The following is a 19,772-nucleotide window of genomic DNA, read 5'->3' as shown; positions in this document are numbered from 1 at the left end:
CCATGCAGCCCCTCCACGGGTCCGACCCGCTCGCCCTGGGACCGTTCCGCCTGCTCGCCCGGGTCGGCGGCGGCGGGATGGGCGAGGTCTACCTCGGCCGCGACGCCTTCGGAGCGCCCGCCGCCGTCAAGGTCGTGCGCGCCGAGTACAGCACCGACCCGGAGTTCCGCGAGCGCTTCGCCCGCGAGACCGCCGTGTCGGCCCGTGTGCGCGGCCCCTTCGTCCCACTGGTCCTCGCGGCCGCCCCCGAGGCGGAGCGTCCGTGGATGGCCACCGCCTTCGTCCGCGGCCCCTCGCTCGGCGCCCTGGTCGACCGGACGGGCCCCCTGCCCGAGAACGCGGCGGTGCTCGCGGCGCGGGGCATCGCCCACGCCCTGGCGCACGTCCACGCCGCCGGCGCGGTCCACCGCGATCTCAAGCCCACGAACGTCCTGGTCAGCGCGCACGGACCACAGGTGATCGACTTCGGTATCGCCCGGGCCCTGGAGGACGCCCAGCTCACCAGGACCGGCACCATGGTGGGCACGCCCTCGTTCATGTCGCCCGAGCACGGCCGGGGCGATCCGGTGACCGGCGCGAGCGACGTCTTCGCCCTCGGCGGCGTCCTGGTCCACGCCCTCACGGGCACGCCTCCGTTCGGGGACGGACACCCCGCGCACGTCCTGTTCCGCATCGCCCGGGACCGGCCGCGCACCGGGGGTGTGCCGCCCCGGCTGCGCGCGCTGGTGGAGGCCTGCCTGGACAAGGACCCCGATCAGCGCCCGGGCGCGGACGAACTCCTGCGCGCCCTGGGCGGCGCACCGGCGCCGGCGGAGTTCGCGGGCCCGTGGGCCGGATCGGGCGCGGGCGCGATGGTCGCGGCGACCGAACGGGAGGTCGAGGGCCTCCTGCGCGCGTCGGACCCGCCGACCGCTCCGCCGGACGGTCCGGTGCCCGGAGCACCGGGGCCCGAAGGACCGGAGCCGGCGGCGCAGGCACCCGCCCGGCGCTCACGCCGTCTCCCGGTCCTCGCCGCCGGCGCCGCCCTCGCCGTGCTCGGGGCGGGCGGTGGACTGGTCGCCCTGTCGGCCGCCCGGGACGACGGCGGGTCCGCCGCGGCCGCGTCCGGCGAGGAGGCCCCCGCCGAGCCGGACGGCGCGTCCTGCGACACCGCCGCGACGGTGGCCGCGGGGTTCGACGCCGATCCGGATTCCGGCGCGGCGAACGACCCCGGCTACATCGGCCTGTTCACCCTCTCGCCCGACGCGTCCGTGCTCGCGGTGGACGATGCGCGGGGCGTCTCGCTCTACGACTGGCGGGCCGACGAGCAGCGGATCGGGTTCGTGCCCAACCCGGACGGCGAAGGACATCTGCACCTGCCCGCGTTCAGTCCGGACGGCTGCTCGATGGCCTACCCGACCTCGGCCGGTGCGCGCCTGTACGACCTGGCCACGGGTGAGTTCGCCCGGCCCGCGGGGAACCGGCCCGCCACCGCCGCCGCGTTCGGCCCGGACGGCGACCGGCTGGTGCTCGGAGGAGAGATCGCCGACGGCGGGGCGACCGTGACCGTGTGGGACGTCCGGACCGAGGAACTCGTCCAGCGGTTCCACGGGCTCTCCGAGGTCGCCGGCGTCGGTCTCTCCCCGGACGGCGACCGCGTCTGGGGCGCGGGCAACGGCCAGATCATGGTGTGGGACGCGGAGTCCGGGGAGCGGCTGGCGAGCATGCGCGAGGACGACGCCCGCTGGCACTCGGTTCACCTCTTCGCCGACTCCACCGAGATCCTGTTCGTCTCCGGTGGCGTCCCCGTCCTGCACGACTACGCCGACGGCGCCGATCTCGTCGAGTACCCGTTCGACGGGGAGGGGGAGATCGTCCAGGTCTCCGTCGACCCCGGGGCGGGACGGGTCTACGGGGCGCTGCGCGTGGGCGAGGAGCCGGGCGGCGTGCGCACGTGGGACCTGGCGACCGGCGAGGAGGTCGCCGAGGAGGCGGAGTCGCTGGTGCCGCACACGACCAGGGCGGTCGAGGGCATCATCGCCGGCCACAACCGCTCCCGGGGCGTGGTCGAACTCCGCGACGCGGAGACCATGGAGGTCATCGGCACGATCGACTGACCCGGGCGCCGGGGCCGGTGGGTGTTTCACGTGAAACACCCACCGGCCCCGACCGCACCCGCGGACCCGGGGATCGACGAACCGACGAAGCGACGTGGCGGCAGGTCGACACGTCGACTCGCGTCCCGTCGCCTCGGTGACCTACACCCGCTCGCCCTCGGCGGCGTCGTCCACGTTCAGGTCGACGCCGTGCGGGTCCTTCACCAGGGAGACCGCGACGAAGGAGACCGCGCACGCCACGACGACGTAGGCGCCGATCGTCCACGACGCGTCGAACGAGGTCAGCAGCAGTTCGGCGATCATCGGCGCGAACGCACCGCCCACGATCGCACCGAGCGCGTAGCCGATCGAGACACCCGAGTACCGGACGGCGGCCGGGAACATCTCCGCGTACAGCGCCGCCTGCGGCCCGTAGCTCAGACCCATGCCCAGTGTGAACAGGAAGAGCGCGAGGAAGTACATGACGATGTTCCCCGTGTCGATGAGGAACCACATCGGCACGGACCAGGCCGCCAGCATCGCGTAGCCGATCTGGAAGGTCCGCACCCGGCCGATCCGGTCGCACAGCCACCCGCCGTACAGCGTGGACGCCAGCCAGCCGAACGAGGCGAGCGTGGTGGCCAGCAGGACGGGGCCGCGCTCCATGCCGAGGCCGAACTCCTCCACGGGGCGGGACGCGTAGGTGGCCAGGAAGGCGATGAGCAGGTATCCGGCCGCGTTGTTGGCCAGGAAGATGAGGGCGGAGAGCACGACCTCGCGGGTGTGGTTCCTGAACAGCGTGCGCAGGGGCGCCGACGCCTGGGCGCGCCGTTGCTGCATCTGCTGGAAGACGGGGGACTCCTCCACCGACTTGCGGATCAGGTGGCCGACGATGATCAGCAGGAAGGACACGAGGAAGGGGATGCGCCAGCCCCACTCGACGAAGGCGTCCGGCCCGATGATCGCGGTGATCGTCCACACGACGAACGTCGCGAGGATCATGCCGCAGGGAACACCGATCTGCGGGTAGGCGCCGAAGAAGCCGCGGCGTCCGACGGGGGCGTGCTCGACGGACATCAGGGCCGCCCCGCCCCACTCGCCGCCGGCGGAGAAGCCCTGGAGCACGCGCAGGGTGATGAGCAGGACGGGCGCCGCCACGCCGATCTGGGCGTAGGTGGGCAGCACACCGATGAGGAAGGTGGCCAGGCCCATCATGACGAGGGTGCCCACGAGCACGCGCTTGCGGCCGAACCGGTCGCCCAGGAAGCCCGCGACGACGGCGCCCAGCGGGCGGAACAGGAAGGAGATGCCGATGGTCGCGAACGACAGCACCTGGGCCACGGCCGGGCTGGAGTCGGCCACCGGCGCGAGGAAGAGCGGGGCGAGGACGAGTCCCGCGGCCTGCGCGTAGACGAAGAAGTCGTACCACTCGATGGTGGTGCCGACCATGGTCCCGGCGAGGACGCGACGTCTCTCCCTGGACTGGTTGCCTGCTCCCGTCGGGGGAATCGCGGGGTCGGACGTGGCCATGGGGGCTCCGTTCGCTTTCGACCGGCGCTGGGGTGCCGGTGTCGACTGACGAGCGCGCCCTGGTGGACGCGCACTAGGACACCATGCCATGTGACCCACTCCACTTTTCAAGTCGGCTCCCCCTTTTCGCAGTTGAATGGGGCTCTAGTGACCGAATGGTCGGTTGGTGGGCGGGAAACGGAGGCGCCCGTGCACGCCGGGTGACACTCGTGGTCCACGGCGACATGTCGACAGAGCGATCCGCGGGACGGGGCGACCGGGCGGAGGCGAGGGCACGGGTGGGAGCGCGGTCCAGGACGCGGGGTGCGCGAGACTGGAGGCGTGAGCACCGATGACACCCGCCCCGGACCGCCCGACACGAGCGTCTCGATCCTCGTGCTGACCCTGGCGCGCAGCGTCGAGACGGAGCTCGGCGAGGCCCTGGCCCCGCTGGGCCTCACGGTCGCCAGGCTCGGGCTGCTGGGGCACATCTCGGGGGTGCCCGGCGCCTCGTTCAGCGAGCTCGCCCGGATGTCCGGCATCACCGTCCAGAGCGTGCACACCGGGGTGCGGTCCCTGCTGGCCGCCGGGCTGGCCCGCGACCGCACCGCGCGCGCGGGCTCGGCCTCGGAGATCGAGCCGACGCCCGAGGGCCTCCGCCTGCTCCAGCGGGCACGCGAGGCGATCGCGCGTGTGGACGAGCACCTGTTCGGGCCGGAGGCCGACCCGATCCAGCGCCGGGTCGGCCAGGCGATCCTGACGGCCTTCACCGGCGAGGACTGAGCCCGCGCCACTCCGTTCGTGCGTCGTCCCCGCCGCCACGGACCCCGCCTTCAGCATGCCTGAAGCTTGGGATAGGCTTCAGCCACCCTGAAGGTTGGAAGGAGAACCCATGGAGCACGTCCTGCTCTCGGTGCACGTCCTGGCCGCCATCGTGTTCGTCGGGGGATCGGCGGTCGCCGCGAGCCTGTTCCCCCGGTACGCGCCGATCGCCGCCACCACGCCACCGGCTCCGGAAGCGGACACCGCCACGCCCCCGACCTCGGCCCCGGACGCCGATCCGGTGGGGGAGCGCAACCGCGCCGTGGCCGCGTCCATGCACCGCATCACCCGCGGCTACGCCCTGTTCGGCCTCGTCGTCCCCATGGCGGGGATCGCCCTGGCGATCGTGCAGGGGCGCATGGGGGAGATCTGGATCAACGTCTCCATGACCCTCACCCTCGTCGCCGGTGTCCTGCTCGCCACGCAGATCTACCCGCGCCAGCGCGAGGCGCTCCGCAACCCCGGCGGGACCCGGCCGCTGCGCAGGCTGTCCATGCTCGCCGGGATCTACAACCTCGTGTGGGCGGCCGTCGTCGTCCTCATGATCGTGCGCCCGGGCTCCGAGGCCGGAGCGTGAGCGGAAGGTCGGCACGGCGCCGTGCCGCCAGGTCACCGTATCGACACGGCGATCTGGCGACAGGTCGACCGGCGGCCGGTCAGGCGGCGCCGCGGAAGGTGCGCCGGTAGGCGATCGGGGAGACACCGATCGCCGCCTGGAGGTGCTGGCGCAGGGACGTGCCCGTGGCGAAGCCCACCTGGATCGCGATCTCGTCCACCGGGAGGTCGCTGGACTCCAGAAGGTACCGGGCGCGCTCGACCCGCTGACGGATCAGCCAACGGCCGGGGCTCGTCCCGACCTCGTCCTGGAAGCGACGGGAGAAGGTGCGCGAACTCATCCGGGCGTGCGCGGCGAGATCGGCCAGGGACAGCGGTTCGTGCAGGCGCCCCAGCGCCCACTGGCGGGTGGCGGACGTCCCGTCGTCGGGCGCCTCCGGGACCGGCCGCTCGATGTACTGGGCCTGGCCGCCGTCACGCCAGGGCGGCACCACGCACACGCGCGCCACGTGGTTGGCGACCTCGCTGCCGTGGTCGGCGCGGATCAGGTGCAGGCACACGTCGACACCGGACGCGGCACCCGCCGAGGTCAGCACGTCGCCGTCGTCGACGAACAGCACGTCCGGGTCCACGTCCACCTCCGGATACCACCGGCGGAAGGTGTCCGCCAGCGACCAGTGGGTGGTGGCCGGACGCCCGTCCAGGCGGCCGGCGGCGGCGAGCACGAAGGCGCCCGTGCAGATGGACACCACCCGCGTACCGGGGCGGATCCGCTCCAGCGCGGCGGTGACGGCGGGGGAGGGGTCGCGCTCGATCCGGGCGGAGTCGTAGGGCGGGATCACCACGGTGTCCGCAGTGCCCAGGAGCTCGGCCCCGTGTTCCACGGTGAGCGCGAAATCGGCGTTGGTGGGCACCGGACCGCCGTCGACCGTGCAGGTCAGGATCTCGTACCGCCCCTCGGCGGACCCGAAGACGCGGTTCGGAATGCCCAGTTCGAACGGGTACACCCCGGCCAGGGCGAGGACGACGACTCGGTGCGGACGCGACATGGCACGATCCTATCGAAAAACGGCAATCTTGCCATGGCCGTCGCACGGCGGCTCGGCCACGCTGGAACCATGGAGAACACGAACGACGCACCCACCATGCGCGCCATCAGCCAGGACACCCACGGCGGCCCCGAGGTCCTCACCGAGACCACCGTCCCCCGGCCCGCACCCGGCCCCAGCCAGATCCTGGTCGCCGTCCACGCCGCCGGCCTGAACCCCACGGACTGGAAGCACCGGGCCTCGGGCCTGTTCCTCGGGCGGCTTCCGCTGATCCTGGGCTGGGACGTCTCCGGCGTGGTCGAGGCCGTCGGCTACGGCGTCACCCTCTTCAAGCCGGGCGACCGGGTCTTCGGCATGCTCCCCTACCCCCACGGCGTGGGGGCGCACGCCGAGTACGCCGTCGGGCCCGCCCGCGCGTTCGCGCACAAGCCCGACGCCATCGACCACGTCCAGGGCGGGGCGCTGCCGCTCGCCGCGCTCACCGCCCACCAGGCGCTGGTCGACACGGCCGGCGTCGGGAACGGGACGCGGGTCCTCGTGCACGCCGCGGCGGGCGGCGTCGGCCATCTCGCCGTGCAGATCGCCAAGGCGCGCGGGGCCCACGTCATCGGCACGGCCAGCGCCGCCAAGCACGGCTTCCTCCGCGAACTCGGCGCCGACCAGGTCGTGGACTACCGCAACGAGGACTTCACCGAGGTCGTCGAGGACGTCGACGTCGTCCTGGACCCGCTCTCAGGCGAGACCCGCAGCCGCTCACTCGACGTCCTCAAGCCCGGAGGCGTCCTGGTGTCCCTGCTGCCCGGCCAGGACCCGGACGAGGCGGAGCGGGCGGCCCGACTCGGAGTGCGGGTGGAGACCCTGCTGGTGGAGGCCGACCACGCGGGGATGGCGGCGATCGCCGATCTCGCGGAGGCGGGACACCTGCGGGCCCACGTCCAGACGACGTTCCCGCTCGCCGACGCCGCCAAGGCGCACGCCCTGGGCGAGACCGAGCGGACCACGGGCAAGATCGTCCTGGTCGTGCGGGACTGACCCGCTCCGTTCACGCGGAGCCGTTCCGGCTCCACCGCCGGGTCCGACCCACGTCGGGCCCGGCGGTCCGCTTTCGGATGTGACACCCGCACCCCCGGTGACAGAAACTATCGGTGGATTTGCCCTGATGGGTTTCCACGGACACACCTCTCCGGCAGGCCAACTCCACCCCTGCCAACTGGCGTTTCCTGCGCTACACGATCACTGTCTCCCCACGCCGACGGGCGTGGACGACGTCCGGGTATTGACGTTGACTTCGCGCTCGATCTAATGTCGGGAGTAATAAATTTCCGAAAAGTTTCGGAAACTTGCCCCCCGCGAATTGGAGACCCCCCGTGCGACCGATGCGCACTCTCCCCGCACTGCTCACCGCGACCGTGCTGGCGCTCCCCCTCGTCACCGCGGTCGCCTCCCCGCTCCCGGAGGCCGAAGCGCGGACGGCCGCACCCGCCTCCGCGTGGCACCACCGGCTCCGCGAGGCCGCGCCCGAAGGAATGGTGATCGGCACGGCCGTCGCCGGCGGCGGCCACCACGAGGACCAGGACTACCCCGACCCCTTCACCCACGACAGGCGCTACCTGCGGCACATGTCCCAGCAGTTCAGCTCGCTGTCGCCCGAGAACCAGATGAAGTGGGAGTTCCTGCGCCCGGACCAGGACACCTACGACTTCGCCGCGGCCGACGCCATCGTCGAGTACGCCGAGGCCAACGGCCAGGTCGTCCGCGGCCACACCCTCCTCTGGCACAGCCAGAACCCCGACTGGCTGGAGGAGGGCGACTTCTCGCGCGAGGAGCTGCGGACACTGCTGCGCGAGCACATCACCACCGTCGTCGGCCGCTACTCCGGCCGGATCGACCAGTGGGACGTGGCCAACGAGATCTTCCAGGAGGACGGGGAGCTGCGCACGGAGGAGAACATCTGGATCCGCGAGCTCGGCCCGGGGATCATCGCCGACGCCTTCCGCTGGGCCCACGAGGCCGACCCGTCCGCCGAGCTGTTCCTCAACGACTACAACGTCGACGGCGTCAATCCCAAGAGCGACGCCTACTACGCGTTCGCGCAGGACCTGCTGGAGCAGGGCGTGCCGCTGCACGGCTTCTCCACGCAGGCGCACCTGAGCCTCCAGTACGCGTTCCCCGGCGATCTGGAGGACAACCTGCGCCGCTTCGACGAGCTGGGCCTGAACACGGCCATCACCGAGCTCGACGTGCGCATGGCGCCGGACGGGCGCCACGGTCGGCCGAGCAGGGAGCAGCTCGCCCAGCAGGCCGACTACTACCGGCAGGCGCTGGAGGCGTGCCTCAACGTGGAGGGGTGCCGTTCCTTCACCATCTGGGGGTTCACCGACAAGTACTCCTGGGTGCCGCACTTCTTCGAGGACGAGGGGTACGCGACGGTCATGACGGACCGCTTCCAGCGCAAGCCCGCCTTCTACGCGCTGCTCCGCACCCTGGCCCACGCCGGGTAGGGACGGCGGCGGAGCCCGGTCGCCCATGGGGAGGCCGGGCCCCGCGGCTACGCGCGCATCGCGGGCCGGGTGAAGTGCCAGCCGTCGGCCTGGAACTCCGGGACGACCCGGTCCACGGCGTCGACGGTCTGGCTGCGGTCGCCCATGCCGTCGTGCATGAGGACGACCGCCCCCGGTGTGATCCCCGTCCGCAGCCGCTCGACGAGCACGTCGGTGCCGGGCGGGTCCCAGTCGACCACGTCCAGGCTCCAGCCCAGCGGTTGCAGGCCCATGTCGGCGGCCACCTGCGGCGTCGCGCCCCAGGAACCGTAGGGCGCGCGGAAGTAGGGGATGGCGGCGCCGGGCACGACCGCGTGGATGACGTCGTTGGTGGCCGCCAGGTCCCGGCGGATCTCCTCCGGCCCCCAGTCGCCCAGGTCGTCGTGGTCCATCGTGTGGTTGCACAGCGTGTGTCCCTCGACCACGATCCGGCGGACGATGTCCGGGTGCCGCCGTACCTGCTCGCCCACCAGGCAGAACACGGCCTCGACCCGGTGCTCGCGGAGCACGTCCAGCAGTCGGGGCGTGTGGACGGGGTGGGGGCCGTCGTCGAAGGTCAGGGCCACGGCCCTGCCTTCCGCCCGGGTGGAGTCGACGAGCTCCGGTGTCACGGCGGGGCGCGCGTGGACCGGAGCCGCCGTGCTCAGGACGAGTCCCACGGACAGCACGGCCGTCAGCCAACGGCTCCTCGGGGGTCGGGTCCGCTGGGGCACAGGAGTCTCCTCGACCGAAAGTTTCCGCACACTTTCGACAGTGTTGGACTGAGACCGTAGAAGCCGCCACGGAGAGTGTCAACGACCCGGCCGGAGTGTCACCGCGGACGGCCTACTCCTCCTCGTCGATGACGGCCACGGCGCGGGTCCATCCGGCGGAGGCCGCGTGCACCTTCGTCGGGAAGCAGACGATCTGGAAGCCGACGTCCGGCAGGGCTTCGAGGTTGTGCAGCTTCTCGATGTGGCAGTAGCCGACCTCGCGGCCCGCCCGGTGCCCCTCCCAGATCACCGACGCGTCACCCTCCCGGGCGTAGCGCCGCGCGGTGTGGACGAACGGGGCGTCCCAGCTCCAGGCGTCGGTCCCGGTGAGCCGCACACCCTGGGAGAGGAGGTGCAGCGTGGCGTCCCGGCCGATGCCGCAGCCCTTGGAGACGTAGTCGTCGTGTCCGTAGCGCTCGCCGGCGCTGGTGTTGACCACGACGATCTCCAGCGGGCTCAGCCGGTGGCCGATCCGGTCGAGCGCGGCGTCGATGTCGTCCGGCGTGACCACGTACCCGTCCTCGAAGTGGCGCAGGTCCAGCTTCACGCCGGGTTGGAAGCACCACTCCAGCGGCACCTCGTCGATGGTGATGGCGCGCTCGCCGCCGTCCATCGTCGAGGCGTAGTGGTAGGGGGCGTCCAGGTGGGTGCCGGAGTGGGTGGTCATCCGGACCCACTCCACGGCCCAGCCCTCCCCGTCGGGCAGGTCGTCCCTGGTCGCACCGGGGAAGAAGCGCAGTAGGTCGTCCTGCGTCTGCTGGTGGGAGAGGTAGTCGATCTCCGGCGTGAGGCCGGGCGGGTCGGTGGGGATTCCCGCCCGCAGGGGGACGGAGATGTCGACGAGTCGGCGCATGCGGTCAGGGCTCCTGGAGGTCGTGGTCGCCGGGTGTCACCGTGCGGCGACACCGCCTACCCCTTACCTCCGTGGAGGGCGGACGGAACCTGGTCAGGGAGATCTGTCCGCATGACGACACGACGCCATGGCGACAGGGACGCATGACGACATGGCGTCCGGAACCGAGGACGGGTCCGCGGCCGGGTGGAACGCGTGCGGGGCCGAGCGGAACGCGTGAGGGGCGGCGCGAACCGGTCAGGAATCGAGAAGCACCGGTCACCGGCCCAGGACTAGCGTCATGGACATGACGAACATCGACTCCATCACCCTCGACGTGGCCGACACGACGGCCGCCGACCGCTTCTACTCCACCGCCTTCGGCCTGGGCCCGCAGGTGCGCCTGCGTGCCTCGCAGGAGCCGTCGGCCGGGTTCCGCGGGTACACCCTGTCGCTCATGGTGTCCCAGCCCGCCGACGTCGACGCCCTCGTCGGAGCCGCCCTCGACGCCGGCGCGACGGAGCTCAAGCCCGTCGCGAAGTCGTTCTGGGGCTACGGCGGCGTCGTCCGGGCTCCGGACGGATCCATCTGGAAGGTGGCGACCGGGGCGAAGAAGAACTCCGGTCCCGCCACGCGGGGGATCGACGACATGGTGCTCCTGCTGGGCGTCGAGGACGTGGCCGCGAGCAAGCGGTTCTACGTCGACCACGGCCTGACCGTGGCCAAGAGCTTCGGCCGCGTGTACGTCGAGTTCGAGTCGGGGGAGAGACCGGTCAAGCTGGCGCTGTACCGGCACAAGGCGTTGGCCAAGGACGCCGGCGTGCCCGCCGAGGGCAGCGGTTCGCACCGGCTCACCATCGGCGGCGGAGCCGGGGCCTTCACCGACCCCGACGGGTTCGCGTGGGAGGCCGCGGCCCCGGCCCACTCCTCCTGACCGTGCCGCCGGGTGGGGGCGGGACGGTCGGACGCGGACCGCTCGGCCGGCGACCGGTCAGACGTCGGTGGAGTCCCCGACCTCCAGGCGGCTGTTCTCCGAGGGGGTCAGGGACCCCACCATCCTGTCGAAGACGGCGGTGCCGATAGGGCTCAGCAGCGCGTCGTGGACGTCGACGGTGCGCGTCGGGGCGACCTCGCGGACGTAGTCGACGACCTCCTGGGTCTTGCTCCAGGGCGCGGCCAGGGGGAGCAGCAGGGTCTCCACCGGGCTGTCGGGCACGGTCAGGGCGTCACCCGGGTGGAAGAGGGAGTCCTCGACCAGAAAGCCCACGTTGGCGATCCGGGGCACGTCGGGGTGGATGACGGCGTGGTACTCGCCGTACACCCGCACCTGGAGGCCGGCCGCGGTGAAGGCGTCACCGTGGCCGACGACGTGCACCCTTCCTGGGAAGCCGGACGAGAGCCGCTCGGCGACGGCTCCGGTCGTCCACACCTGCGTGGCGGCGTCGGCTTCGAGCGCCTCCCGCACACGGCCCTCGTCGAAGTGGTCCGGATGCTCGTGGGTGATGAGGATCGCCTCGGCATCCGCGAGTTCGTCCCCGGTGCCGAACTGGCCGGGGTCCAGGACCAGGGCGCGACCGCCCCTGTCCACGCGGACGCAGGAGTGGGTGTTCTTCGTGAGCTTCATGGCCGGGCTCTCTCGTCGGGTCCTCGGGAGGCCGCCCGCGTCTTCGGACGACCGTCCCAGTGTTCCCGGTCCCGGGGCGCGGTACCCGGCCGCCGTGTCGAGTCGTCGGCGCGTCGATACCTCGGCGCGTCCGCCCTCGGCGGCGGCCGTTCCTCAGTCGTGGACGACCTCGTAGCGCAGGCAGGCGAAGGGGCCCAGCAGCCTGGCCTCCAGGGCGCGCAGGCGCACCCGTCCGTCGAGCAGGGGAGCGCCCCCGCCCAGGCTGACCGGCGCGACGGACACGACGACCTCGTCGAGCAGGCCCAGCCGGGCCAGGTCCGCGGCCAGGCGGCCACCGCCGACCACCCACACGTCGCGCCCGCCCGCGGCCTCGACCATGCTCGCGTGCAGGTCTCGCAGCTCCTGGTCGGTGTCGGCACTGGCGAAGCGCAGGTCCCCCTCGATCCGCGGGAGCTCGCGGTGGGTGAGGACCCATGTGGGCACCGAGTAGGGCCAGGGCTTGCCGCCCTCGTGCTCCACGATCCACTCGTAGGTGGTCGCGCCCATGACGATCGCGCCCGCCTTGGCTATGAAGTCCTCGGTCTCGCCGAGGGCGGTGGCGTCCTCGGTGTCGTCGGCGGACCCGCCTTCCCCGCCTCCTGGTTCGGGCTCCTCCACCGCGAACAGCCACTCCAGGGAGTTGTCCTGGTCGGCGATGAACCCGTCGAGGCTGGTGGCGGTGTTGTAGACGGTCCTCATGGTGTGTCTCCTCGTCGTTCGTTGCGGTTCTGGAGCCATTCGAGCGGGTCCCCGTGGCCGACCTCGACCCCCGAGGACCGCAGCATGTGCCGGACGGCCTGCCTGCGGTGCGCCGCGTACGTCAGTACGTGCGCCACGACCCCGCCCAGCAGGAAGCTCTCCGGCGGATCGCACAGGGCGTCGATGAGCCGGTCGCCCCAGGCGTCCCTGCGCCCCATGTCGTCCACGGCCGCGATCCAGCGCGCTCCCGCCTCCTCGTGGCGGGACATCAGCGACGCCGGGTCGTCGAAGCCGCGTGCGGGGAAGTCCGAGCCCTCGATGGAGGCGAGCCAGACCTCCTTGGACCGCACGAGGTGCTCCAGGGTGGCGGCGATGGACTCCTCCGGCCCGTCCCAGGTCAGGACGGTACGGCCGGGGCTCCACACCTTCCGGTAGTCCTCCTCGGGCAGCTCCGCGGCCAGGCGGATGAGCAGCGCGGTGTCGTCCACGTCGTGGTGGATCTGGAGTGCGGTCAGGTCCATGGCCGGTCGGCTCCTCGGGTTCCCCTCGACCCACAGGTGGATCGGCGGGTGGAAGTGGACGCCGTTCGGGGCGGGCAGCCACCGCCCGCTCCCGGCGGTGGTGGCACCGGGCGGGTGACCGAACGCGCGGGTGAAGGCCCGGATGAAGCCCTCCACCGACTCGTACCCGGCCGCGAAGGCCGCGTCGGTGACGCTGCTGCCCTGGCCGATCTGCCAGGCGGCCCGCTCCAGCAGGACCCTGCGGCGCAGCGCCACGGGCGACTCCCCGGTGTCGCGGGAGAGCCGGCGGCTGAAGTGGAAGGGTGAGGAGTGGGCGCGGTCCGCCATGTCCGCCAGCCGGGTGCTGTCCTCGTCCAGGACCGCGTCGAGAAGCTCGCGCAGACGGTCGCGCCCGGAGGGCGGTTCGTCGGTGGGAACGGTCATGCGACCAGTATGTTCGCGCCGCGCCCGACGCCGCTTGACCGATCTTGCCCTGTCGCGGCGTGCCTTCCGACGGGGTGGCGGCCGCGGGTGCCCGTCGGGTCGACATGGTGATGCGGCCGGGTGTCGACATGTCGCCGAGACGACGAACGGGACGAGCGCGACGAGACGACGGGCGCGGCGACCGCGCGCACGACGAAGGCCCCGCCGGACATCCGGCGGGGCCTTCGTACTGCTTGTGAGTGTGGGCGTACCAGGACGTGGACCCGGAGCCCTACCCGCCAGCTCAGCTCTGGCTCGGCTCCTCGGTGCCCGCGGACGCGGCCTTCCTGCGGCGGCCCCAGTAGAGCGCCGCGCCGCCTCCGGCGGCGACCGCGGCACCGGCGGCGATCAGGCCCGCGACCGGGCTACCGGTCTGCGCGAGGGGATCGTCGGCCCCCTCCCCAGCCGTGTTCTCGGCGGAGTCCTGGTCTCCCTCGCTCCCGGAGTCGGCGCCCTGGCCGTTTCCGTCCTGGCCGTTCCCGTCCTGGCTGTCTCCGTCGCCCTCGCCGTCGGTCCCGTCGCCTTCGCCGTTCCCGTCCTGGCCGGACCCGTCGCCCTCGCCGTCGGTCCCGTCCTCACCGGGGGTCTCGTCGTCGCCGTCGCCCTCACCGGTCCCGTCGCCGCCGGTGTCCCCGTCGTCGCCATCGCCATCGCCGTCCCCGGCGGGGGCCGTGTCCGAGGCGACGATGGCCTCTCCGACCCGGTAGGAGACGCTGAACCCCTCGTCGGGGAAGGACACGACCATGTCCAGGGTCTGGATCCCGCCCCACAGCTCCTGCTCAGCGTCCAACCCCTGGTACACCAGAGACCGGTCCTCAAGGGTCTCGTGCCAGGCGGCCGTCCCGGTGGAGAAGGAGATCTCGGCGCCGAGTTCGTTCACCTCGACGGACTCCGTACCCGGGTCGTGGGAGAACTCCCTGTCGCCCGCCCAGTTCTGGGTGACCGCGATCTCGGGATCGGCATAGGAGGCCTGGAGGACCGTCTCGCCGGACCCGTCCCCGGCGTTTTCGAGGCCGGGCTGGGACACCCCGTCCTCGGCTGCCTCCCGCATCGCCTCGATGTCGGCTTCCGTGAGCTCGATGCGCAGTTCCCTGAACATCACGCGGGCGGAGAGGTCGTCCTCCACCACATCCACCGTGATGCTGTGGACGGAGTCGGAGTACACCTCACCGTCGTAGAGGGGGCCACCGTAGCCGCCGACGTCACCCCCTCGCAGGTAGATCCCGAAGATCCTGCCCTCGTCGGCGGCACTCGTGTACGCGTAACCGACCTCTCCGTTCTCGGCGTGGGCGGGAACGGAAGCCGCGACGCTCAGCGCGCCGAACGCGGCGAAGGTGATGCCGCCCTGGAGTACGCGACGGGCGGAGACGGGGGAAGGGAAAACCAAGGGAATCCTCGTTCGCATCGGTCCGGTCCACGCTTCTCGGACCGGCTGTGTGGGGATGGCGGGTGGAGCGCGACCCCTCGACCAGCGGGCACGGGGGTGCGCGGGAGCACCAATAGCGTTCATCCGCCGACAAACGACCCTAATCACCAGAAGAGACACACAGAGACAAACCAAAACAACAAACATATAACTGTGCTGCTCTTTTCCTCCTGCGCCATAATGGAATTCTTATGGAATTCCACAGTGCGCCGTAAACCATACGGCGTTCGGGACGTCGTTCCGGCACCCTTGGACCGGGACCGGGTCGACATGGTGATGCGGCCCGGTGTCGACATGTCGCCGAGACGACGAACGGGACGAGCGCGACGAGACGACGGGCGCGGCGACCGCGCGCACGACGAAGGCCCCGCCGGAACATCCGGCGGGGCCTTTGTGCTGCTTACGAGTGTGGGCGTACCAGGACTTGAACCTGGGGCCTCATCCTTATCAGGGATGCGCTCTAACCGACTGAGCTATACGCCCTCGTTCCGGGAGGAACTCTACCGCATCCTGGGAACCGGAGCGAACCGGCTCACCTGGGCGGGAAGGGGGTGCGCACAGGGCGACCCGCTTCGCCTCCGATGGTATCCCGTCACCGGGAGTACTCCGAACGCGTGCGGAGTCAGCCCGTGCGGTAGGCGTCCGCGTCGGCCTCCCTGAGGTCCAGGCCGAGCCCCGGGCGGTCGCGGTCCGGGTACAGCACGCCGTCGACCGGCGGGTCCGCGCCGTCGAAGAAGCGGGTCTCGATGCGGACGTGGTCGTGGAACCACTCCAGGTGCCGCAGGTTCGTCAGCGGCAGGACCGCGTGGCGGTGCAGGTACGGCGCGCAGTGCGCCGACAGCTCCAACCCGTGGGCGGCGGCCACGGTCGCCGCGCGGGCGAACTCCAGGAGTCCGCCGCACCGGGTGATGTCCGCCTGGAGGCAGTCCACCGCCCCCGCCGCGCACATCCGCTGGAAGTAGGTGAGGTCGAACCCGTACTCTCCCGCGGCCACGTCCGCCGGGACCGAGCCCCGGACGCGCCGGAGCCCGTCCAGGTCGTCGGAGGAGACCGGCTCCTCCAGCCAGCGCACGTCCAGGTCGGCCAGCGCGCCCGCGAGCCGGATCGCCTGCTTGTCGGAGTAGGCGCCGTTGGCGTCGGCGAAGAGCTCCACGTCCGGCCCCACCGCCTCGCGCGCGATCGCGAGGCGCTCCAGGTCGCGGCGCTCCCGGCGCCCCCAGCCCTCGCCGATCTTGATCTTGACCCGCGTGAAGCCCTGCTCGTGCACCCAGTGGGAGAGCTGCTCGCGCAGGACGTCGTCCCCGTAGCTGGTCAGCCCGCCGCTGCCGTACAGCGGCGCACCCGTGCGGGCGGCGCCGAGCAGCCGGTACAGGGGCAGGCCGACCACCCTGGCCTTGAGGTCCCACAGCGCGGTCTCCACGGCCGACACCGCGTAGCCGACGGCGCCCGGGCGGCCCGCGTTGCGCACCGCGCGGATCATGGCCGCCAGGGCGGCGGGCACGTCCAGGACCGGCCGCCCCCGGACCTGGTCGGCGAGCAGGTCGCGGACGACGGACGCGCACGCGGCCGGCCCGTAGGTCCAGCCGAGGCCCTCCAGGCCGCCCCCGCGCACACGGACGAGCACCATCGTGGTCGAGTCCCAGGAGAGCGTGCCGTCCGCCGAGGGCCGGTCGGTGGGCACGGTGTACACCGCCGCCTCCACCCCGGTGACCAGCGGATCGGCGGCGCCACCCATGTCCGCGCCGTTCACGGCCGTCCCACCCGGCGTCCCGCGCGCACCGCCTCCTCGGCGATCTCGGCCGGGTCGTACTCGGGCACCGTGCGCGGCGGGGCGAACCGCGTGGCCGCCCGCTCCGGGCGCTCCCGGGGCAGCGCTCCGCGCTGGGCCAGGTCCAGCGCCTCGGCCAGGTGCACGGCCTGGCGCCCGACCCCCGCCTGCTCGATCTGCGTCCGACAGCTGAACCCGTCCGCCAGCAGCAGCGCGCGCTGGTCCGCCGAGCGGACGGCGGGGAGCAGGCCGTTCTCGGCGACGGCCATCGACACGGCGTAGTGCCCGTCCTCGAAACCGAAGTCGCCCGCCAGGCCGCAGCACCCCTCGTCGAGGACGTCCACCTCGGCACCGGTGCGCTCCAGCAGCCGGGCGTCCTCGTCGAAGCCCAGGATTGCGTGCTGGTGGCAGTGGGGCTGGGCGACGGCGACCCGGTCCAGGCGCGGCGGTTCCCAGTCGGGCGCGTGGCTGTGCAGGAACTCGGCGAGGGTGTGGACGTTGTCCCGCAGCCCGGCGGCGAGTTCGTCGTCGGGGAACAGCTCGACCGCGTCGGAGCGCAGCACCGCCGTGCACGAGGGTTCCAGGCCCACGATCGGCGTCCCGGCGCGGATGTCGTCGCGCAGCAGGCGCAGGGTGCGCCGCAGCACGCGGCGCGCCACGCCCAGTTGACCGGTGGAGATCCAGGTCAGCCCGCAGCAAGGCGTGCGCGGGGGCACCCGGACGCGGAATCCCGCCGACTCCAGCACCCGGACGGCCGCGGCCCCGATCTGCGGGTGGAAGTTGTCGGTGAAGGTGTCCGGCCACAGCACGACCTCGCCGCGGTCGCCCCCCTGGCTCCCGCGCCGGCGCAGGGCGTCGCTGAAGCGCCGGGGCGCGATCGCCGGGACCGGGCGCTCCCGCGCCAGGCCGGCGAGGCGCTTGCCGAGGCCGGTCAGCAGCGGACGGGCGCTCAGGGCGTTGGCCGCCTCCGGCGCCAGCGACCCGGCCCTGGCCCACAGCGGGAGCCAGCCCAGCGCGTAGTGCGCGGCCGGGCGCACGCGGCCCTCATAGTGCTGGGCGAGGAACTCGGCCTTGTAGGTCGCCATGTCGACGTTGACCGGGCAGTCGGTCTTGCAGCCCTTGCACGCCAGGCACAGGTCCAGGGCGCCCTCCACCCGGTCGGAGCGCCACCCGTCCTCGATCAGGTCGCCGCGCAGCATCTCGGAGAGCAGCCGGGCGCGTCCCCGGGTGGAGTGCTCCTCCTCCCCGGTGACGCGGTAGCTCGGGCACATGACCCCGCCGGTCTCCGTGCGGCACTTGCCCACACCGACGCAGCGCTGGACCGCCCGGTCGAAGTCGCGGTCGTCGTGCGGATAGCCGAAGTACGTGTGGGTCTCGCGCGGTCGGCGGGAGGGCCCCAGCCGCAGGTCCGCGTCGAGCGGGCTGGGGCGCCCGTCGCCGGGACGGACGAGCCTGCCGGGGTTCATCCGGTCGTCGGGGTCGAAGATCCGCTTCATCTCGGCGAACGCGGGCATGAGCTCGGCACCGAACATCCGGGGCCACAGCTCGGCGCGGGACCGCCCGTCCCCGTGCTCGCCGGACAGCGACCCCCCGTAGCCGACCACCAGGTCGGCGGCCCGCTCGGCGAACCGGCGGTAGGCGTCCACCCCCGAGGGCGACGACAGGTCGAAGGGGATGCGCGTGTGCAGGCACCCGTGGCCGAAGTGGCCGTAGAACGAGGACCGGTACGCGTACCCGAACTCCTCCATCAACGCGTGCAGGTCCCGCAGGTAGGCGCCGAAGTGCTCCGGTGCCACCGCGGAGTCCTCCCAGCCCGGCCAGGTGTCGGCCTCGTCCGGTACCCGGGCCGTGGCTCCCAGGCCGGCCTCGCGCGCCTGCCACATCCGGTCCTGGTCCGCGGGGTCGTCCACCACGAGGACGTCCCGGCTCCGCACGGCGTCGGACGAGTCCGCGAACTCGCGGGCGCGTCCGACGGCCTCCTCGCGGTCGGCGCCCCCGAACTGGACCATCAGCCATCCGGCGCCCTCAGGCATCCGCCGCACCGCCTCGGGGTGCAGGTGCTTGCGGACCTCGTAGCCGATGAGCTTGTCGTCCAGCCCCTCCAGGGTGTGCGGGCCGTACTCCAGGACCTCGGGCACGGCGTCGGCCGCGTCGAAGACGTCCTCGAAACCGCACACCACGAGGGCCGAGGCCGCCGGTTGCCGGACCAGGCGCACCTCCGCCCGCAGCACGGTCACCAGGGTCCCCTCCGAACCCACGAGCGCCGCCGCGACGTCGAACCCGTGCTCCGGCAGCAGGGAGTCGAGGTTGTAGCCCGAGACGCGCCGGGGGATGTCGGGGAAGCGCCGGCGGACGGCGAGGGCGTACCGGTCCCGCAGCGCGCGCAGCTCGCGGTGGATCTCGGCGCGGCGCCCGCCCTCCGCCAGGATCCGGTCGTACTCCTCGTCCGTGGTCGGGCCCACCCACATCCGGCACCCGTCGTAGGTCAGCACCTCCAGCCGGAGGACGTTGTCCACGGTCTTGCCGTAGGCCTGCGCGCTGGCTCCGCACGAGTTGTTGCCGATCATCCCGCCGAGCGTGCACTGGCCGTGGGTGGAGGGCCGCGGGCCGAACACCAGGCCCCGGCCGGCCTCGCCCGCACGGTCGTTGAGCGCGTCCAGGACCACACCCGGTTCCACGACCGCGGTGCGCTTCTCCGGATCGACGTCGAGGACGCCGTCGCAGTACTTGGACCAGTCGAGCACGACCGCGTGGTTGACGGTCTGCCCGGCCAGGCTCGTGCCGCCGCCCCTGGACAGGACCGGGGCGCCGTGCTCGCGGCACACGGCCACCGCCTCGACCCCGTCCTCCACGGTGGCCGGCGCGACCACGCCGATCGGCACCTGGCGGTAGTTGGAGGCGTCCGTGGAGTACGCGGCCAGTGTGCCCGTGTCGAACCGCACCTCGCCGTCCACGCGTGCCACCAGGTCCCGGAACAGGGGGTCGGTGTCCGTCCCCGTCGCGTCCCCGGAGGGCCGGCCCTGCCCGGGGAGCCGGTCCTGCCCGGGGAGCCGGTCCTGTTCCGCGGCCATGTGATTTCCCCCTTCGACCGGTGCGCGC

At 72.6% G+C, this 19,772-nt stretch carries 16 protein-coding genes and 1 tRNA gene; 6 read left to right on the top strand and 11 right to left on the bottom strand.

All coding sequences use genetic code 11. The annotated features are described in order from the left end of the window. Positions 1-2 precede the first annotated feature (2 nt). Complete coding sequence (locus HNR10_RS15640) at positions 3-2,096, top strand: WD40 repeat domain-containing serine/threonine protein kinase (RefSeq protein ID WP_179824318.1); 2,094 nt, start codon at positions 3-5, stop codon at positions 2,094-2,096. 141 nt (positions 2,097-2,237) lie between these two features. On the opposite strand, the gene HNR10_RS15635 is transcribed toward HNR10_RS15640, so the two are convergent. Beyond that, positions 2,238-3,605: an MFS transporter gene (locus tag HNR10_RS15635; protein WP_179824316.1), complete on the bottom strand. Its 1,368-nt coding sequence runs from the start codon at positions 3,603-3,605 to the stop codon at positions 2,238-2,240. A gap of 321 nt (positions 3,606-3,926) precedes the next feature. Here HNR10_RS15635 and HNR10_RS15630 point away from each other — a divergent pair, with 321 nt between their 5' ends. Both HNR10_RS15630 and HNR10_RS15625 read left to right on the top strand, forming a co-directional pair. Beyond that, complete coding sequence (locus HNR10_RS15630; protein WP_179824314.1) at positions 3,927-4,367, top strand: MarR family winged helix-turn-helix transcriptional regulator; 441 nt, start codon at positions 3,927-3,929, stop codon at positions 4,365-4,367. A 109-nt stretch (positions 4,368-4,476) separates the two neighbouring features. Beyond that, positions 4,477-4,983 (top strand): hypothetical protein, encoded by a 507-nt coding sequence (locus tag HNR10_RS15625; RefSeq protein WP_179824312.1) that lies wholly within the window; start codon positions 4,477-4,479, stop codon positions 4,981-4,983. A gap of 79 nt (positions 4,984-5,062) precedes the next feature. Here the strand turns inward: HNR10_RS15625 and HNR10_RS15620 are convergent, their stop codons facing one another. After that, a complete protein-coding gene (locus HNR10_RS15620) occupies positions 5,063-6,010 on the bottom strand; it encodes a GlxA family transcriptional regulator (protein WP_179824310.1) in 948 nt (315 codons plus the stop codon). Between the two features lie 69 nt (positions 6,011-6,079). Here HNR10_RS15620 and HNR10_RS15615 point away from each other — a divergent pair, with 69 nt between their 5' ends. After that, positions 6,080-7,042, top strand: coding sequence for an NADP-dependent oxidoreductase (locus tag HNR10_RS15615; protein ID WP_246406255.1), 963 nt, complete (start codon positions 6,080-6,082; stop codon positions 7,040-7,042). A 335-nt stretch (positions 7,043-7,377) separates the two neighbouring features. Beyond that, positions 7,378-8,511, top strand: a complete 1,134-nt coding sequence (locus HNR10_RS15610; RefSeq protein WP_179824308.1) for an endo-1,4-beta-xylanase — start codon at positions 7,378-7,380, stop codon at positions 8,509-8,511. A 47-nt stretch (positions 8,512-8,558) separates the two neighbouring features. Here the strand turns inward: HNR10_RS15610 and HNR10_RS15605 are convergent, their stop codons facing one another. Then, positions 8,559-9,263 carry a polysaccharide deacetylase family protein gene (locus HNR10_RS15605; RefSeq protein ID WP_312889282.1) on the bottom strand — a complete coding sequence of 235 codons (705 nt, stop codon included), beginning with the start codon at positions 9,261-9,263 and terminating at the stop codon, positions 8,559-8,561. 112 nt (positions 9,264-9,375) lie between these two features. Then, positions 9,376-10,155 carry a cyclase family protein gene (locus HNR10_RS15600; protein ID WP_179824306.1) on the bottom strand — a complete coding sequence of 260 codons (780 nt, stop codon included), beginning with the start codon at positions 10,153-10,155 and terminating at the stop codon, positions 9,376-9,378. Positions 10,156-10,435: 280 nt separating this feature from the next. Between HNR10_RS15600 and HNR10_RS15595 the strand changes: the two genes are divergently transcribed. Then, complete coding sequence (locus tag HNR10_RS15595; protein WP_218897794.1) at positions 10,436-11,068, top strand: VOC family protein; 633 nt, start codon at positions 10,436-10,438, stop codon at positions 11,066-11,068. Between the two features lie 57 nt (positions 11,069-11,125). Here the strand turns inward: HNR10_RS15595 and HNR10_RS15590 are convergent, their stop codons facing one another. From HNR10_RS15590 to HNR10_RS15560, 7 genes are all read right to left on the bottom strand, one after another. Further along, entirely contained in the window at positions 11,126-11,758 is a 633-nt protein-coding gene (locus HNR10_RS15590) for an MBL fold metallo-hydrolase (RefSeq protein WP_179824302.1), read from the bottom strand. Positions 11,759-11,911: 153 nt separating this feature from the next. Then, positions 11,912-12,496, bottom strand: coding sequence for a dihydrofolate reductase family protein (locus tag HNR10_RS15585; protein ID WP_179824300.1), 585 nt, complete (start codon positions 12,494-12,496; stop codon positions 11,912-11,914). Then, positions 12,493-13,440 (bottom strand): helix-turn-helix domain-containing protein, encoded by a 948-nt coding sequence (locus tag HNR10_RS15580; protein WP_179824298.1) that lies wholly within the window; start codon positions 13,438-13,440, stop codon positions 12,493-12,495. Before HNR10_RS15580 ends, HNR10_RS15585 begins: the two co-directional genes overlap by 4 nt. 283 nt (positions 13,441-13,723) lie before the next feature. Then, positions 13,724-14,866, bottom strand: coding sequence for an LPXTG cell wall anchor domain-containing protein (locus tag HNR10_RS15575; protein ID WP_246406253.1), 1,143 nt, complete (start codon positions 14,864-14,866; stop codon positions 13,724-13,726). A gap of 448 nt (positions 14,867-15,314) precedes the next feature. Next, a tRNA-Ile gene (locus HNR10_RS15570) sits at positions 15,315-15,388 on the bottom strand. Positions 15,389-15,527: 139 nt separating this feature from the next. Next, positions 15,528-16,655 carry an enolase C-terminal domain-like protein gene (locus HNR10_RS15565; RefSeq protein ID WP_312889281.1) on the bottom strand — a complete coding sequence of 376 codons (1,128 nt, stop codon included), beginning with the start codon at positions 16,653-16,655 and terminating at the stop codon, positions 15,528-15,530. Beyond that, complete coding sequence (locus HNR10_RS15560) at positions 16,652-19,744, bottom strand: FAD-binding and (Fe-S)-binding domain-containing protein (protein ID WP_179824286.1); 3,093 nt, start codon at positions 19,742-19,744, stop codon at positions 16,652-16,654. The genes HNR10_RS15565 and HNR10_RS15560 overlap by 4 nt, the downstream gene beginning before the upstream one ends. Positions 19,745-19,772 lie beyond the last annotated feature (28 nt).

It is taken from the genome of Nocardiopsis aegyptia, from assembly GCF_013410755.1.
Taxonomy (GTDB): domain Bacteria; phylum Actinomycetota; class Actinomycetes; order Streptosporangiales; family Streptosporangiaceae; genus Nocardiopsis; species Nocardiopsis aegyptia.
This window is presented reverse-complemented; position numbering and strand designations above follow the sequence as displayed.